Source organism: Pseudomonas sp. Van50, assembly GCF_055390755.1.
On sequence record NZ_AP024343.1, the window covers coordinates 3,233,032 to 3,250,989 of the forward strand.

The following is a 17,958-nucleotide window of genomic DNA, read 5'->3' on the forward strand; positions in this document are numbered from 1 at the left end:
CGGCTGCGGTGGGCGGTTGCCAGGAAGTCCAGGTGCCGGCCAACCTCATCCCGGACGACTGTTCGCGGATCACACCGGACCTGTTGCCGCTGGCCACGTTGAGCCAGGACGAGATCGACCGCGTCGTGGCGACGGTGCCCGGTGGCGTGGGTAATGTGCAGGACATCTATGCCTTGACGCCGCTGCAGGAGGGCATTCTGTATCACCACGTCGCGGCGGCCAAAGGTGATCCTTATCTGCAATACATACTGTTCGCTTTTGACAGCCGTGCCCGCTTGGATCTTTTCGCCAAGGCACTGCAAAGCACGGTATCCAGGCACGACATCCTGCGCACCGGCGTGGTCTGGGAAGGCATTGACGAACCGGTTCAAGTGGTCTGGCGCGAGGCGCGGCTGGGGTTCGATGAGATCATGTTGGACCCGGCGGCGGGGGATATCGCCCGGCAACTGCGCGAACGTCTGGATCCGCGCCACTATCGCCTGGATATTCGTCAGGCGCCGATGATGCGCATTGGTTACGCACAAGACGTGGCGAACGACCGCTGGGTGGGCATGCTGTTGTTCCACCATATGGTCGATGATGCGACCTCGCTGGCCATGCTCGCGGCGGAAATTGGCGCGCACATGTCCGGCGGCGAACAGGCACTGGCGGCGTCGGTGCCGTATCGCAACTTCGTGGCACAGGCGCGGCTCGGCGTCAGCCGCGAGGAACATGAAGCATTTTTCCACGAGATGCTGGGTGATGTGGCTGAACCGACGCTGCCCTTCGGTTTGCAGGATGTACAGGGTGACGGGCACGATATCGAGGAGGTCCGCCAGAGAGTCGATGCCGAGCTTGGCCAGCGTCTGCGGGTGCAGGCGCGTCAGCTTGGCGTGAGCGCGGCAAGTTTGTATCACCTGGCCTGGGCGCTGGTGCTGGGCAAAGTGTCGGGCAAGGAAGACGTGGTCTTCGGCACCGTACTGCTGGGGCGCATGCAAGGCGGTGAGGGCGCCGACCGTGCGTTGGGGATGTTCATCAACACCTTGCCGTTGCGGGTGAGCCTGGGCGCGCAAGGTGTGCGTGCCGCCGTCAAGTCGACCCATGCACGCTTGACGGCGCTGCTGGGGCACGAGCACGCCTCGTTGGTCCTGGCGCAACGCTGCAGTGGCGTGGCGGCACCGACGCCGTTGTTCAGCGCGCTGCTCAACTATCGCCATCTCGGTGCGCAGGCGCCATCCAGCGAAGTCATTGCGGCCTGGGAGGGTATCCAGACACTGGAAGGTGAGGAGCGCACCAACTATCCGTTGACGTTGTCGGTGGATGACTTGGGTGAAGGTTTCAACCTGACCGTCATGGCTCAGGCACCCATTGGCGCCGAGCGTGTTTGCAATTATGTGCAATGCGTTGTGGAGAATCTGGTTCAGGCGCTGGAGCAATCGCCGCTGGCCCCCTTGAGCGGGTTGAAGATCCTGCCGCCGGCCGAGCGTCGGCAATTGCTCGAGAGCTGGAACGGCACGGGCGTCGCATTTGCCCAGGACGCGCTGATCCATGCTCAGTTTGAAGTCTGGGCTGCAGCACAGCCCGAGGCCATGGCGGTGATGTTCGAAGAGCGGACGCTGACCTACAGCGAGCTCAACGCCCGGGCCAACCAGGTCGCTCATCGCCTGCTGGCGCAGGGTATTCGCCCGGATGATCGGGTCGCGATCTGTGTCGAGCGTGGTTTGGACATGATCGTCGGCTTGTTGGGGATCCTGAAGGCCGGCGCCGGTTATGTGCCGGTGGACCCGGCCTACCCGACGGAACGCATTGCCTACATGCTGCGTGACAGCATGCCGGTTGCGCTGTTGGCCCACGCCGCCACGCATCGTCTGTTGGCGGGCGTCTCGATGCCGGTGCTGCAACTCGATGACGGTAGCTGGCAGGACGAATCCGTCGCCAACCCGCAAGTGCCGGGCCTGGACTCCAGCCACTTGGCCTATGTGATCTACACCTCGGGTTCGACCGGATTGCCCAAGGGCGTGATGGTCGAGCACCGCAACGTCGCGCGGCTGTTCTCGGCGACCCAGCCTTGGTTCGACTTTGGCCAGCAGGACGTGTGGGCACTGTTCCATTCCTTTGCCTTCGATTTCTCGGTCTGGGAAATCTGGGGTGCGTTGACCCATGGCGGCCGCTTGCTGGTGGTGCCGCAATTGGTCAGCCGTTCTCCTCAAGATTGCTATGCGTTGTTATGCGAGACCGGTGTCACGGTGCTGAACCAGACCCCAAGCGCTTTCCGGCAACTGATCGTGGCCCAGGGCGAAAGCGATCTGCGCCACAGCCTGCGCCAGGTGATCTTTGGCGGCGAAGCGCTGGAAACCGGCATGCTCAAGCCGTGGTATGCCCGTGTAGGCAATGCAGGGACACAACTGGTGAACATGTATGGCATCACCGAAACGACGGTGCACGTGACGTATCGAGCGCTTGAAGCGGCTGATGCACAGTCGACGGGTGTCAGCCCCATCGGCAAGCGCATTCCCGACCTGCAACTGTACGTGCTCGATGCTCAGCGCGAGCCGGCGCCGGTGGGTGTGGTGGGTGAGATGTACGTGGGGGGCGCGGGTGTCAGCCGCGGTTATTTGAACCGCGACGAACTGACCGCCGAGCGCTTCCTCGACAACCCGTTCAGCCCCGAGCCGAATGCGCGGATGTACCGGACTGGCGACCTGGGTCGCTGGCTGGCGGACGGCAGCATCGAGTACCTGGGCCGCAATGACGACCAGGTGAAGATCCGCGGTTTCCGGATCGAGCTGGGCGAGATCGAAGCGACCTTGGCCGCCTGCGAGGGGGTCAGCGAGGCAGTGGTCATCGCTCGCGAGGACGAGCCGGGCGACAAGCGCCTGGTGGCTTATGTGATTGCCACAGAGGGTGCGCAACCGTCGGCGGTCGACTTGCGTACACAGTTGTTGCGGTCGCTGGCGGAGCACATGGTCCCCAGCGCCTTCGTGATCCTTGACGCGTTCCCATTGACCACTAACGGCAAGCTCGATCGCAAGGCCTTGCCAGCGCCGGATCAATCGGCAGTGATCAGCCGTGAATACGAAGCCCCGCAAGGCGAGGTCGAGACGACCATCGCGCGGATCTGGCAGGACTTGCTCAAGCTTGGACGGGTCGGTCGTCACGACAATTTCTTCGAGCTGGGCGGCCATTCGTTGCTGGCCGTGAAACTGATCGAACGTATGCGCCAGGTCGACCTGGCCGCCGATGTGCGGGTGCTGTTCGGCCAGCCGACGCTGGCCGCGTTGGCCGCCGCGGTGGGCGGTGTCAGGGAGGTCGTGGTACCGGGCAATGCGATTGCGGACGGTTGCACGCGGATCACCCCGGACATGTTGCCCCTGGCTGATCTGGACCAGGACGCCATCGACCGAATCGTGGCCACGGTGCCGGGTGGCGTGACGAACGTGCAGGATATCTACGCCCTGGCGCCATTGCAGGAGGGGATTCTCTACCACCACCTTGCCGCGGAGCAGGGCGATCCCTACGTGTTGCAGGTGCTGTTCGGCTTTGACAACCGCGAACGGTTGCAAGCCTTTGCCCAGGCCTTGCAGAGCGTGGTGTCGCGTAATGACATCTTGCGCACCAGCATGGTCTGGCAAGGTCTGGAAGCACCGGTGCAAGTGGTATGGCGCCATGCGACCCTGGGTCTTGAAGAGATCGAGGTGGATCCGGCGGGGGGCGAGGTGGTGCAGCAACTGCACGGGCGTTTCGATCCGCGTCATTACCGTCTCGACATCGCCCAGGCACCGCTGATGCACTTTGCCTTTGCCCAGGATGTGGCGAATCAGCGCTGGGTCGGCATGCTGTTGTTCCATCACATGGCGTTGGACCACACGGCGCTTGAGGTCGTGGTGCACGAGATGCAGGCCAGTCTCTTGGGCCAGGCGCACTTGCTTTCGCCCGCGGTGCCGTATCGTAATCATGTGGCCCAGGCGCGACTGGGGGTCAGTCGTGAGCAGCACGAAGCGTTTTTCCGTGAGATGCTCGGCGATATCGATGAGCCAACGTTGCCGTTCGGCTTGCAGGATGTGCAGGGTGATGGCAGCGGTATCGAAGAAGCACATCAGGACGTGGACGCTGCGCTGGCGCAGCGCCTGCGGGCCCAGGCCCGTCAGCTCGGTGTGAGCGCGGCAAGCCTGGTTCACTTGGCCTGGGGGCATGTGGTCGGGCGGGTTTCGGGCCGTGAAGAGGTGGTGTTCGGCACCGTGCTGATGGGGCGGATGCAGGGCGGTGACGGGGCCGATCGGGCCCTGGGCATGTTCATCAATACGTTGCCATTGCGCGTCAGTGTCGGCGCTCAAGGCGCCCGCGCCGGAGTCAAGGCGACCCATGGCCGGTTGTCGGCCTTGCTGGGGCACGAGCACGCCTCGTTGTCCCTGGCGCAGCGTTGCAGTGGCGTACCGACCTCGCTGCCATTGTTCAGCACCTTGCTCAATTATCGACACAGCGCGGCTGAAGCGGTGTCCGACCAGGCCATCTCGGCCTGGCAGGGGATGCAAACCCTGCACATGGAAGAACGCACCAACTATCCTTTGTGCTTGAACGTGGACGACCTGGGCGAAGGCTTCCGGTTCACCGCTCAAGCAGTGGTCGAAGTGGGTGCCCAACGTGTCTGCGGTTACATGCATACAGCGCTGGAAAGCCTGGTGGCAGCATTGGAGCAGACGCCTGAACGGGCGTTGCGTGAACTGCCGATTGTGCCGGCAGCCGAGCGCGAACAGTTGCTGGTGGACTTCAACGCCACCCACGCTGACTATCCGCAAGAGCAGACCATTCATGGCCTGTTCGAGGCTCAGGTACTGCGCACGCCGGACGCCGTGGCGGTGCGCCATGGCCGGCATCAGCTCAATTATCGTGAGCTCAATGGGCTCTCCAACCGCTTGGCCCATTACCTGCGCAAACAGGGCGTGGAGCCCGATTCGCGAGTGGCGATCTGCGTCGAGCGCGGTATCGACATGGTCGTGGGGCTGTTGGCGATCCTCAAGGCCGGCGGCGGTTATGTGCCGCTGGATCCGGCGTACCCACTGGACCGCATCGCCTACATGTTGGAAGACAGCGCCCCGGCGGCGATCCTGGTTCAGGGGACTACGCGTAACTTGCTGGGCGAAACGGCGATACCGGTGATCGACCTCGACAAAGGCATCTGGCAAGACGAGGCGGCGCCCAATCCGCAGGTGCCGGGCCTGAGCTCGTCGCACCTGGCCTATGTCATCTACACCTCGGGTTCAACCGGTTTGCCTAAAGGCGTGATGATCGAACACCGCAACACGGTGAACTTCCTGACCTGGGCCCATCGCTCATTTGACGCTCAAACCCTGTCGAAAACCCTGTTCTCGACGTCGCTGAACTTCGACTTGGCCGTCTATGAATGCTTCGCGCCGCTGACCTCGGGCGGCAGCATCGAAGTGGTCACTAATGTGCTGGAACTGCAACAGGGTGAGCGCGACATCACCCTGATCAACACCGTGCCGTCGGCGCTCAAGGCCTTGCTGGAGTCCGGTGGGCTGGGCGAGGGTGTCGACACGGTCAACGTCGCCGGTGAAGCCTTGAAGCGCAGCCTGGTTGAAACCTTGTTCGAACAGACCCAGGTCAAGCGCCTGTGCAACCTCTACGGCCCTTCGGAAACCACGACCTACTCAAGTTGGGTATCGATGGCCCGCGAAGACGGGTTTGCCGCACATATCGGCAAACCGGTGGCGAACACTCAGTTCTATCTGCTGGACGAGCACAAACAACCCGTGCCGCTGGGCGTGCCGGGTGAAATCTACATCGGTGGTGCCGGGGTCGCTCGTGGTTACTTGAACCGCGACGACCTGACGGCTGAACGTTTCCTCAAGGATCCGTTCAGTACGGCTCCGAACGCCCGCATGTACCGCACGGGTGACCTGGGCCGCTACCTGCCGGACGGGAACATCGAGTACCTGGGCCGTAACGATGACCAGGTGAAGATCCGTGGTTTCCGCATCGAGTTGGGCGAGATCGAAGCCAAGCTCGCGCAACACGATGCCTTGAACGAAACCGTAGTCCTGGCCCGTGAGGACGTACCGGGCGACAAGCGCCTGGTCGCCTATTTCACCCAACATTCGCCTTACGAAGCAGTAGAAATCGAAACCCTGCGCACGCACCTGCAAACGCAACTGCCGGCCTATATGGTGCCCGCCGTCTACGTACGCCTGGACGCGTTGCCACTGACGCCGAACGGCAAGCTCGACCGCAAGGCGCTGCCAGCGCCGGATCTGGATGCCGTCATTTCCCGTGGCTACGAAGCCCCGCAAGGCGAGGTCGAAACCACCTTGGCGCAGATCTGGCAAGATTTGCTGGGCCTGCAACAGGTCGGTCGTCATGACCAGTTCTTCGAACTGGGTGGCCACTCGTTGCTGGCGATTCAATTGATTTCCCAGGTGCGTCTGCGCCTGGGTGTGGAGTTGGGCCTGACCGAACTGTTCGCCCAGCCCCAGCTCATGGGGTTGGCGCAGGCAGTGGCCGTTGCCGGGCGCAGCACGTTGCCGGAAATCGTCCGGGTTTCTCGAAAGGACGACTTGCCCTTGTCGTTCGCCCAACAGCGCCTATGGTTCCTGGCACAGATGGAAGGGGCGAGCGCGGCCTACCACATACCCGCGGGGCTGCGCTTGCGCGGTGTGCTGGACCGCCTCGCCTTGCAGCGGGCTCTGGACCGTATTGTCGCTCGCCATGAGGCCCTGCGTACCACCTTCGTGCAGGTGCGGGGACAGGAGGCTCGGCAGTGTATCGCGCCCGTCGATGTCGGGTTTGCGCTACTGCACCATGACTTCTGCGGCCTGGCCGATGCCGAGGGCCAACTGCACGCACTGGCGGCGCAGGAAGCCACAGATACCTTTAGCCTGGAGCAGGGGCCATTGATCCGGGGCCGGCTGGTCCGCCTCGGCAGCGAAGACCATGTGTTGCTGCTGACCATGCACCACATCGTCTCGGACGGCTGGTCCATTGGCGTGTTGATCAAGGAATTGACGGCGCTTTATGAAGCGTTTCGTCATGACCTGGACGATCCACTGCCGGCGTTGACGGTGCAGTACAGCGACTACGCTGTCTGGCAACGTCGCTGGTTGAGCGGCGAGGTGCTGCAAACCCAAAGCGATTACTGGCGACAGGCCCTGGCCGATGCGCCAGCCTTGTTGATGCTGCCCACCGACCGTGCGCGTCCTGCGCAACAGGACTATGCCGGGGCGACATTGCCGGTGGTCTTCGACGCCGATTTGACCGCGAGCCTCAAGGCCCTGAGCCAGCGCCACGGCGTCACCTTGTACATGACCATGATGGCGGCCTGGGGGGCGTTGTTGAGCCGGCTTTCGGGCCAGGATGAAGTGGTGATCGGCTCGCCGGTGGCCAACCGCACGCGGTCGGAAGTCGAAGGATTGATTGGTTTCTTCGTCAACACCTTGGCCGTGCGCATCGATCTCTCGGGGGCGCCGACGGTAGAAACCTTGCTGGCCCGGGTCAAGGCCCAGGCCCTTGGCGCCCAGGCGCATCAGGACCTGCCATTCGAACAAGTGGTGGAGGTGCTCAAACCGGTGCGCAGCCTGGCCCACAGTCCGCTGTTCCAGGCCATGCTGTCGTGGCAGACCCATGACAGCACCGAACTGGTGCTGGGGGACTTGAAACTCGAAGGCCTGGGTGCGGCAAGCAACGTTGCCAAATTCGACGTGTCCCTGGAACTGAGCGAGATCCAAGGGCAGATGTTTGGTGCCCTTGAATACGCCACGGCGTTGTTCGACGAGGGCACGGTGCAGCGTTACCTCGGCTACTTCCAACGCCTGCTGCGGGCCATGGTCGCCAGTGACCAGACCCGGATCGAACGGATCGCGCTGCTGGACAACGCCGAACGTGAGCATTTGCTGGCAGGCCTCAACGCGACCCAGGTCGCGTACCCACGTGAACAGACCATCCACCAGTTGTTCGAAGCCCAGGTCGAGGCTCGACCGGACGCCATCGCTGTCGCGTTCGGTGATGAGCGACTGAGTTACGCCGAACTGAACCGCCAGGCTAACCAGATGGCTCATCACCTGATCGGCCTGGGCATCCGCCCGGATGATCGGGTGGCGATCTGCGTTGAACGCGGTGCCGACATGCTCATCGGCCTGTTGGCCATTCTCAAGGCCGGTGCCGGTTACGTACCGCTTGACCCGGCGTTTCCAGCCGAACGCTTGGCCTACATGCTCGCCGACAGTGCCCCGGTGGCGCTGCTGAGCCAAGGTGAGTTGCTAGATCATCTGCCCGCGTTGACGGTGCCGGTGGTGCTGCTCGACCGCGCCGAGCGCGTGCGTTGCGGCATTGCCGCCGGTTGCGACGACAATCCGCGCGTTGCGTCCCTGGGCGTGCGTCACCTGGCCTACGTCATCTACACCTCGGGCTCCACCGGCAACCCCAAAGGGGTGATGATCGAACACCGGGGCCTGGTCAACTACTGCGTCGATGCGGTCCGCTTGTTTGGCCTGACACCGGACGACACGGTGTTGCAGCAGAACACCTTGAACTTCGACTTGTCGGTGGAAGAGATCTTCCCGGCGCTGCTGGCCGGTGCCACCCTGGCGCCGACCCGACAGCTGTTTGGCAGTGCCGAGTTGCAACAAAACGGCGATATTCGCCCGACCTTCCTGCACCTGACAGCGGCCCATTGGCATACCCTCGCGGCCGAATGGCACAACTCGCCGGCCCAGGCTCGGGACTATTTGCGCGACGTGCGGTTGATCAACGTCACCGGTGACGCCTTGTCGACGCAGAAACTGCAGATGTGGGACGCGGTTCGTCCGGCGCATACCCGATTGGTCAACACCTATGGCCCGACCGAGGCCACGGTGTCCTGCACCGCCGCCTACATGGAGCACGACGCGGTCGATGGCATCCTCGGCAATGCCAGCATCGGCAGGCCGATGGCCAACACCCGTATCTACCTGCTCGATGCGTACCGCCAGCCGGTGCCGTTCGGGGTCGCGGGGGAAATCTTCATCGGGGGCGACGGTGTGGCCCGCGGTTACCTGAACCTTGACGCCATCAACGCCGAACGCTTCCTGGCCGACCCGTTCAGCGACCAGCCCGATGCGCGCCTGTACAAGACCGGCGACCTGGCCCGTTATCGTCCGGACGGACGCCTCGAATACCTGGGGCGCAACGACTTCCAGGTCAAGGTCCGTGGCTTCCGTATCGAACTGGGCGAGATCGAGGCCCGGCTGGGTGACTGTGCCGGGGTCAAGGAAGCGGCGGTGATCGTGCGTGAAGACACGCCGGGCGACAAACGCCTGGTGGCCTATGTGGTGCCGCAGGCTGGAGTGAACCTGAACGCGGCGAGCCTGCGCGCGCAGTTGTCGGTGCAACTGGCCGAGTACATGCTGCCAGGTGCGTTCGTCAGCCTGGCCGCGCTGCCGCTGACGCCGAACCGCAAGCTCGACCGCCAGGCGTTGCCGGCACCCGATGCCGAGGCGTACGCCAGCCGCACCCATGAAGCGCCCCAGGGCCACACGGAAATCGTTCTGGCGCAGATCTGGCAAACCCTGCTCAAGGTCGAGTCGGTGGGCCGCCACGATCACTTCTTCGAACTGGGTGGGCATTCCTTGCTGGTGATGCGCTTGATCGCCCAGGTGCGCGAACAATTGGGCGTGGAGCTGAACCTGAGGGATGTCTTTGCCCAACCGCAATTGAGTGCGCTGGCCCAGGTGCTCTCCCAGGCGGCGCACAGCACCCGGCCCGGTATCGTGCCGGTGTCCCGCGAACAGGCGTTGCCGTTGTCTTTCGCCCAGCAGCGTCTCTGGTTCCTGGCGCAATTGGATGGGACCAGTGCGGCGTACCACATCCCCACGGGCCTGCGCCTGCGAGGCGCGCTGGATACTTCGGCGCTCACGCGTGCACTGGACCGTATCGTGGCCCGCCACGAGGCCTTGCGTACCACTTTTGTGCAGGCGCAGGGGCAGGAAGTGGAACAGCGCATTGCCCCGGTCGATGTCGGCTTCGCGTTGCGGTTGCAGGCCCTGGCAGGGCGAGCGGACGCCGAAACCGAACTGATGGCCCTGGCCGAGGAAGAGGCTCGCCAGGCTTTCGACCTGGCCCACGGCCCGTTGGTACGTGGCCGACTGGTGCGGATGGCGGACGATGATCACGTGCTGTTGGTGACCCTGCACCATATCGTCTCGGATGGTTGGTCCGCCGATCTGCTGACCCATGAGTTGGGCGTGCTGTATGAGGCGTTCCGTCAGGGGCAGGACGATCCATTGCCGGCGTTGCCGATTCAGTACGCGGACTATGCCCTCTGGCAGCGGCGCTGGCTCACCGGGGAGGTCTTGGACCAACAGGAACGCTTCTGGCGGCAAACCCTGGCCGACGCACCGGCCCTGTTGACGTTGCCCACCGATCGGCCACGGCCTGCGCAGCAGGATCACGCCGGCGCTGCGGTGGGGATTGTCCTCGACGAAACCCTGACCCAAGGCCTCAAGGCGTTGAGCCAGCGCCATGGTGCCACTTTGTTCATGACGGTCACGGCCGCCTGGGCCACGGTGCTCAGTCGTCTCTCCGGCCAGCACGACGTTGTCATCGGCACGCCGGTGGCGAACCGCATGCAGGCGGAAGTCGAGGGCTTGATCGGCCTGTTCGTCAACACGCTGGCGCTGCGCGTCGATGTGGCGGATGAACTGACGGTGCAAGCCTTGTTGCAACAAGTGAAGGTTCGGACCCTGGATGCCCAGGCGCACCAGGACCTGCCTTTCGAACAGGTGGTGGAGGTGGTCCGGCCATTGCGCAGCCTGTCCCATAGCCCGGTGTTCCAGGCCATGCTGTCATGGCAGAACAACGAAGCCACGGGATTGGAACTGGGCGATATGTCGCTGCAAGGGCTGGGTGTGACCAGCCGCACCGCGAAATTCGACGTGTTGCTGGACATGGCCCTGATCGACGGGCGCCTGTTCGGGGCACTGGAATACGCCACGGCGTTGTTCGACCCCGCCACGATGGAGCGTTACCTCGGCTACCTGGAGAGTGTCCTGAGGGCCATGGTTGCTGATGAACAGACCCTCGTGGCGCAGATTCCGCTGCTGGGTGACAACGAGCGTCAGAACCTGTTGGAAACGCTCAATGCCACTGCGGTCGACTACCCGCAGGGCCTGACCCTGCACGGCCTGTTCGAGGCGCGGGTTGTGGCCAGTCCCGACGCGGTCGCCGTGGTCTCCGGCGAGGCGCAACTGAGTTACGCGCAACTCAATGAGCGGGCCAACCAGATTGCCCATCGCCTGCTGGAACTGGGCATTCGCCCGGATGACCGCGTGGCGATCTGTGCCGATCGCAGCCTGGACATGGTCGCGGGCCTGCTGGGGATTCTCAAGGCCGGTGCGGCGTATGTGCCGTTGGACCCGGATTATCCCCACGAGCGCCTGGCCTACATGCTGGAGAACAGCGCGCCCATGGTGGTGCTGACCCAACGTGCGTTGCAGGCGAGCCTGCCGGCGACGCAGGCGCGAACCCTGCTGCTGGATGAGGCGCAAGGGTTCTCGACGCAGCCCACCGACAATCCGCAGGTCGAAGGCCTGCATGCCCATCACCTGGCCTATGTCATCTACACCTCGGGCTCCACCGGCCTGCCCAAGGGCGTGATGAACGAGCATGGCGCGGTGGTCAACCGCCTGCTGTGGATGCAGGACGAATACGGCTTGACCGCCGCCGACGCGGTGCTGCAAAAGACCCCGTTCAGCTTCGACGTGTCGGTGTGGGAGTTCTTCTGGCCGCTGTTCAGCGGTGCGCGCCTGGTGATGGCCCGTCCGGGTGGGCATCGCGACCCGGCGTACCTGCGCGAAGCCATCCAGCGGCACGGCATCACCACGCTGCACTTCGTGCCGTCGATGCTCGATGTGTTCCTGGCCCATGGCGAGGCAAGTCAATGCGAAGGTCTGGTGCGGGTGATGTGCAGCGGCGAAGCGTTGCCGGGGCATCTGGTGCGGCGCTTCAAGGCGCAATTGCCGCACACTGGCCTGTACAACCTGTACGGTCCGACCGAAGCGGCGGTGGACGTGACCGCGTGGGATTGCGCGGGGACGGACACCCCGGACAGCACGCCGATCGGCAAGCCGATTGCCAACACCCGGATCTACCTGCTCGATAGCCATCAACAACCGGTGCCCATGGGCGTGGCCGGGGAAATATACATCGGCGGTGTGCAGGTGGCGCGGGGTTACCTGAACCGTCCGGAACTGACCGTCGAGCGTTTCCTGCGGGATCCGTTCAGCCGTGCGGCGAATGCGCGGATGTACCGCACCGGCGACCTGGGTCGCTACCTGCCGGATGGCAACATCGAGTACTTAGGGCGTAACGACGATCAGGTGAAGATCCGTGGGTTCCGTATCGAACTCGGCGAGATCGAGGCCAAGCTTGCCCAGCATGAGGCGATCAAGGAAGCCGTGGTGCTGGCTCGCGAAGACGTGCCGGGGGCCAAGCGCCTGGTGGCTTACTTCACCGTGCACGGTGACGAGCACAGTGTCGAGATCGAAAACCTGCGAACACAGTTGCAAGCCCAACTGCCGGAATACATGGTGCCGAGCGCCTACGTGCGGCTCGATACGCTGCCGCTGACCCCCAACGGCAAGCTTGACCGCAAGGCGCTGCCGGCACCGGACCTGGCGTCGGTGATTACCCGTGAGTACGAAGCGCCGCAGGGCGCTGTGGAAACGACACTGGCACAACTGTGGGCCGAGCTGCTCAAGGTCGAAAAGGTGGGGCGTCATGACCACTTCTTCGAATTGGGTGGGCACTCGTTGTTGGCGGTCACGTTGATCGAGCGCATGCGCCAGGCCGGCTTGAGCGCCGATGTGCGCGTGCTGTTCGGCCAGCCGACCCTGGCCGCGTTGGCGGCAGCCGTGGGCGGTACGACGGAAATCGTGGTGCCGGACAACGGCATCGTGCCGGGTTGTGAGCGGATCACCCCGCAGATGTTGCCGCTTGCCGACCTGACGCAGAAGGAAGTCGACGCCATCGTGGCCTGGGTGCCCGGTGGCGTGAGCAATGTTCAGGACATCTACGCCCTGGCGCCATTGCAGGAAGGGATCCTGTATCACCACCTGGTTTCGTCGCAGGGCGATCTCTATGTGCAGCAGGCCATGTTCAACCTGGAGGACCGTGCCCGGTTGGATGCGTTCGTGAGTGCGCTGCAAGGCGTGATCGACCGCCACGATATCCTGCGCACGGCTGTGCTTTGGGAGGGCTTGCGCGAGCCGGTGCAGGTGGTGCTGCGGGAAGCGCCGCTGGCGGTGCAGACCTGTACGGTCGAGCCGGGCGAGGACGTGGCGACGCAGCTTCGTGAGCGTTTCGACCCTCGGCACTCTCGGCTCGATGTGCGCCAGGCGCCCATGATGCGGCTTGCCTGTGCCTATGACGACGAGCACCAGCGCTGGATCGCGCTGCTGCTGTTTCATCACATTGCACTCGATCACACCGCGCTGGAGGTGATCCAGCACGATATGCAAGCGTACTTGCTCGGGCAGCAGGCTCAGTTGGGCGATGCCGTGCCGTATCGCAACTACGTGGCCCAGGCGCGGCTTGGCGTGACGCAAAGCGCCCACGAGGCGTTCTTCAGGGACATGCTCCAGGATATCCAGGAGCCGACCCTGCCATTCGGTCTGCAGGACGTGCAGGGCGACAGCCATGTCATCGAACAGGCCCGGTTGGGCGTGGACGACAGTTTGAATCGTCGTCTGCGGACACAATCGCGACTACTTGGCGTCAGCGCGGCGAGCCTGCATCACCTGGCCTGGGCGCGGGTGGTGGGCGCCGTGTCCGGGCGCGAAGACGTGGTGTTCGGTACCGTACTGATGGGTCGGATGCAGGGCGGTGAGGGGGCCGATCGGGCGCTAGGGTTGTTCATCAACACCTTGCCGCTGCGGGTTGACGTCGGCGTCGACGGGGCCCGGGCAGGCGTCAAGGCAACGCATGCGCGTCTCACCGCGCTGCTGGGACACGAACATGCGTCGCTGGCGCTGGCACAGCGTTGCAGCGGTGTCGCTACGTCGACGCCGTTGTTCAGTGCACTGCTGAACTACCGGCACACTGCAACGCAGGTCACCGAGGAGGCCCAGTCGGCCTGGAACGGGATCGAGGGGCTCGGCGGCGAGGAGTGGAGCAACTATCCACTGTCACTGAACATCGACGACCTCGGCGAGGCCTTTGTGCTGACCACCCTGGCGGAGTCGCGCATCGGGGCAGAACGCATCTGCGGCTACATGCACACGGCGCTGGAAAGCCTGGTCGATGCGCTTGAGCGCACGCCCGAGGCACCCGTGCGTGAGCTGGCGATATTGCCAGCGGCGGAACGCCGGCAACTGCTGGTCGACTTCAATGCGACCGACACGGTCTATCCCCGCGAAGAGACGGTCCACGGCTTGTTCGAGGCCCAGGTCAGGGCCCGGCCTGACGCGATTGCACTCCAGCATGGGGCGCAGCAACTCACCTACCGGGAGCTGCACGAGCGAGCCAATTACCTGGCGCATTGCTTGCTTGAACGGGGCGTCCAGCCTGGGTCTCGAGTCGCGATCATGCTGAACCGTTCGTTCGAGCTCATCATCAGCGAACTGGCGATCCTCAAGTGCGCCGCCGTCTATGTACCGCTGGACCACCATGCGCCCGAGGAGCGGCAGCGTTTCATGTTGCAAGACAGTGCCGCGGTGCTGGTGTTGACGACCCGTGACAGGGCCTTGCCGGAAGACATGCCGCGATTGGACCTGGACACACTGCAATTGATCCAGGCTGTACGGCCGGCGGTATTCCCCGGTCAAACCAGCGATACACCGGCGTACATCATGTACACCTCGGGCTCCACGGGCCACCCGAAAGGGGTGATCGTGCCGCACTTGGCCATAGGCCGATTGGCGATCAATAACGGCTACGCGGATTTCGGTGTACAGGATCGCGTGGCGTTCGCCTCGAACCCGGCGTTCGACGCCAGTACGATGGAAGTGTGGGGGGCATTGCTCAACGGCGGGCGCGTTGTGATCATTGATCACGAAACGTTGCTCAGCCCGACGCAATTCGCCCAGGCGCTGACAGAGGCCGAGGTGTCGGTGCTGTTCGTCACCACCGCCATGTTCAATCAGTACCTGGTCTTGATCCCGGATGCTCTGGCAGGCTTGCGGATCCTGCTGTGCGGTGGCGAACGCGGTGATCCGGCTTCCTTCCGGCGGCTGTTGGCCCGTGCTCCTTCGCTGCGGCTGGTGCATTGCTACGGTCCCACCGAGACCACCACCTTTGCGACGACCCATATGGTCTCTGCCGTGCCACATGGCGCAACGAGTGTTCCGATCGGCCGTCCTATTGCCAACACCCGGGTGTATATCCTCGATGCCGCGCGCCAACCAGTACCTGTGGGTGTCGCGGGGGAGATCCATATCGGGGGTGTCGGGGTGGCCCTTGGTTACCTGAACCGGCCGGACCTGACCGAGGAACGCTTCATTGCCGATCCGTTCAGCGATTCGGGGAGCGCACGCCTGTACCGCAGTGGCGATCTTGGCCGCTGGCTGCCCGACGGCACCATCGAATACCTGGATCGCAATGACGGTCAGGTCAAAATACGTGGCTTCCGTATTGAACTCGGTGAGATCGAGGCCCGTTTGCACGAGTGCCATGGGGTGCGCGAGGCCCTGGTGGTAGCGCGGGAAGACAGTCCGGGCGACAAGCGCCTGATCGCGTATTACACCGAGCACGAGAACGGTGGGGACCTCGATGCGGACGTCCTGCGCGCCCAACTGCGCTCCGTGCTGCCGGAATACATGATCCCGGCGGCCTACGTGAGATTGACGGCGTTGCCGCTGACACTGAACGGCAAGGTCAACACCGGGGCGTTGCCGGTACCGGAAATGCACGCTTATGGGAGCCAGGACTACGAGGCGCCGCAAGGCGACCTGGAAGTCACGCTGGCAGGCTTGTGGGCCGACGTCCTGAAGCTGGAGCAGATCGGTCGTCACGACAACTTCTTTGAGCTGGGCGGTCATTCACTGCTGGCGATCCGGCTGGTCGGATTGCTGGCACAGGCCAACCTGACCGTCTCGCTGGCCGAGCTGTTCCAGCACGAAAGCGTCGCGTCGATGGCATCGATGCTGCTGGCCCGCACCGAGGATGCCCAGGTCAAGGAGGCCATCGTACCGGTGCGCACCACTGGCCAGCAGAATCCGCTGTTCCTGGTGCACGAGTTCAGTGGCCTGGACCTGTACTTCCCGATGCTGGGCAAGCACATCGATCCGGATATCCCGGTGTATGGCCTGCCTGCCGTCGAATGGGGTGAGCCGCAGTTGCAAACGATGGAGTGCATGGCCTCGCGCCTGGTGGGGATCATTCGTTCGGTACAACCCAAAGGGCCTTATCGCCTGGCCGGCTGGTCGTTCGGTGGTGTGCTGGCCTACGAGACCGCGATCCAGCTGATCGGCCTGGACGAGGAGGTCGAGTTCGTCGGTCTCATCGACAGCTATCTGCCCCGGCTGGTGGATCAGGGCCGGTCGCGCTGGGCATTGGACGAAGCCCACAAGCTGCATCTGCTGGACCGCTGCGATGTTTTCTGGAGGGCTGCGTTGCCTGGCGAAGAAGTACTTGCAGTGATGCTGGAGAATCTGGCCGATCTGCAAGGACAATTGGATCGATTCGATTTCACAGGCCTGGTGCAGCATTGCCGCGACGAGGCGTTGCTGCCTGCCGAGCTGGCCGTCTATAGCGCGGAGCAGCTCTGGCAGTACCTCGATCGCGAAGTGGCCCATGGTCACGCGTTGGCCCATTACGCGGTGTATCCGATTTCCGTACCGGTGCATCTGCTGGTGGCCGAAGAACGCAAGGACGACGCGCCCGAGCACTCCGGCTACCTGGGCTGGGACGCTGTCCTGCCCACGTCTAAGTTGCATTGCGTCAAGGTTCCGGGTAACCACCAGAGCATGATGCAAGCGCCCCATGTCAAGGCATTGGGCCAGGCCATCACTGCTGCACTCCACACCGCCGCATCGCGTCCGGCCCCCTCACCGAAGAGCGGTTACCAGCCGCTGCTGACGATCCAGGGCGGGCGTACCGATCGAGCGCCGATCTTCTGCGTGCCGGGAGCTGGCGACAGCGTGACCGGTTTTATCGGGTTGACCGATGCCTTCGGTCCTGACTGGCCTATCCATGGGCTGCAGCACCGCGGGCTGGATGGCAGCACGGAGCCTTTCAGCCTCGTGGAGACGGCCGCCCAGGTGTACCTCGACGCGATCGACAAGGTCCAACCGGAGGGGCCGGTGCATCTGCTCGGCCATTCCTTCGGCGGCTGGATCGTGTTCGAAATGGCGGCCCGCCTGCATGCCCGGGGTCGCAAGGTGGCTTCGTTGACGCTGATCGACAGTGAGTCGCCTGGCGGCAATGGCGTGGTGGGCAAGCCCTATACCGCGACGGGGGTTCTGAATCGGCTGATCGAGGCGATGCAGTTGGCTTCTGGCAAGTCGTTGGGGATCGATGCCACGGTCTTCGGTACCCAGGACGATACCGCGCAGATGCGTTTGCTGCATGCGGGCATGGTACGGGCTGGCATGCTGCCGCAGCGTTCGGCGGTGGATTCGATGCGCGGTCCGGCGCGGGCCTTCGGTACGGCCCTGCGTACGGTGTATCAACCGCAACATCGCTACACCGGGCCGGTGCGCTTGGTGCTGGCCGATGATCCAACCCTGGACACGGCCGGTAACAAACGCGAACAGGAACAAATGATCGAAGGATGGCGCAAGCATATCCCCGACCTCAGTATCTGGTACGGTCCGGGCAACCACTTCACGATCCTCAAGGCCCCTCACGTACACAACCTGGCAGCCTGGTGGCAGGACGGCCTTCCCATGCTCGACGAGGAGGCCGCCAGTGACTACGTATGACTGTCTCTCCTTGACGCGCATCCATGGAGCCCGGCGCCACGTTGGCCGGGTCTGAAATCAACGCACTCATGGT

The 17,958-nt window shown here is 63.7% G+C and carries 1 protein-coding gene and 2 pseudogenes; all 3 read left to right on the forward strand.

The window, feature by feature from the left end:
• Nucleotides 1-59: 59 nt before the first annotated feature.
• A pseudogene (locus tag ACZ5M5_RS13805) lies at nt 60-3,260 on the forward strand (non-ribosomal peptide synthetase); the annotation flags it as partial.
• Between the two features lie 57 nt (nt 3,261-3,317).
• Nucleotides 3,318-4,802, forward strand: a pseudogene (locus tag ACZ5M5_RS13810) (condensation domain-containing protein); the annotation flags it as partial.
• Nucleotides 4,794-17,885 carry an amino acid adenylation domain-containing protein gene (locus ACZ5M5_RS13815; protein ID WP_464739369.1) on the forward strand — a complete coding sequence of 4,364 codons (13,092 nt, stop codon included), beginning with the start codon at nt 4,794-4,796 and terminating at the stop codon, nt 17,883-17,885. The pseudogene ACZ5M5_RS13810 and the gene ACZ5M5_RS13815, both read left to right, overlap by 9 nt.
• Nucleotides 17,886-17,958: the final 73 nt, after the last annotated feature.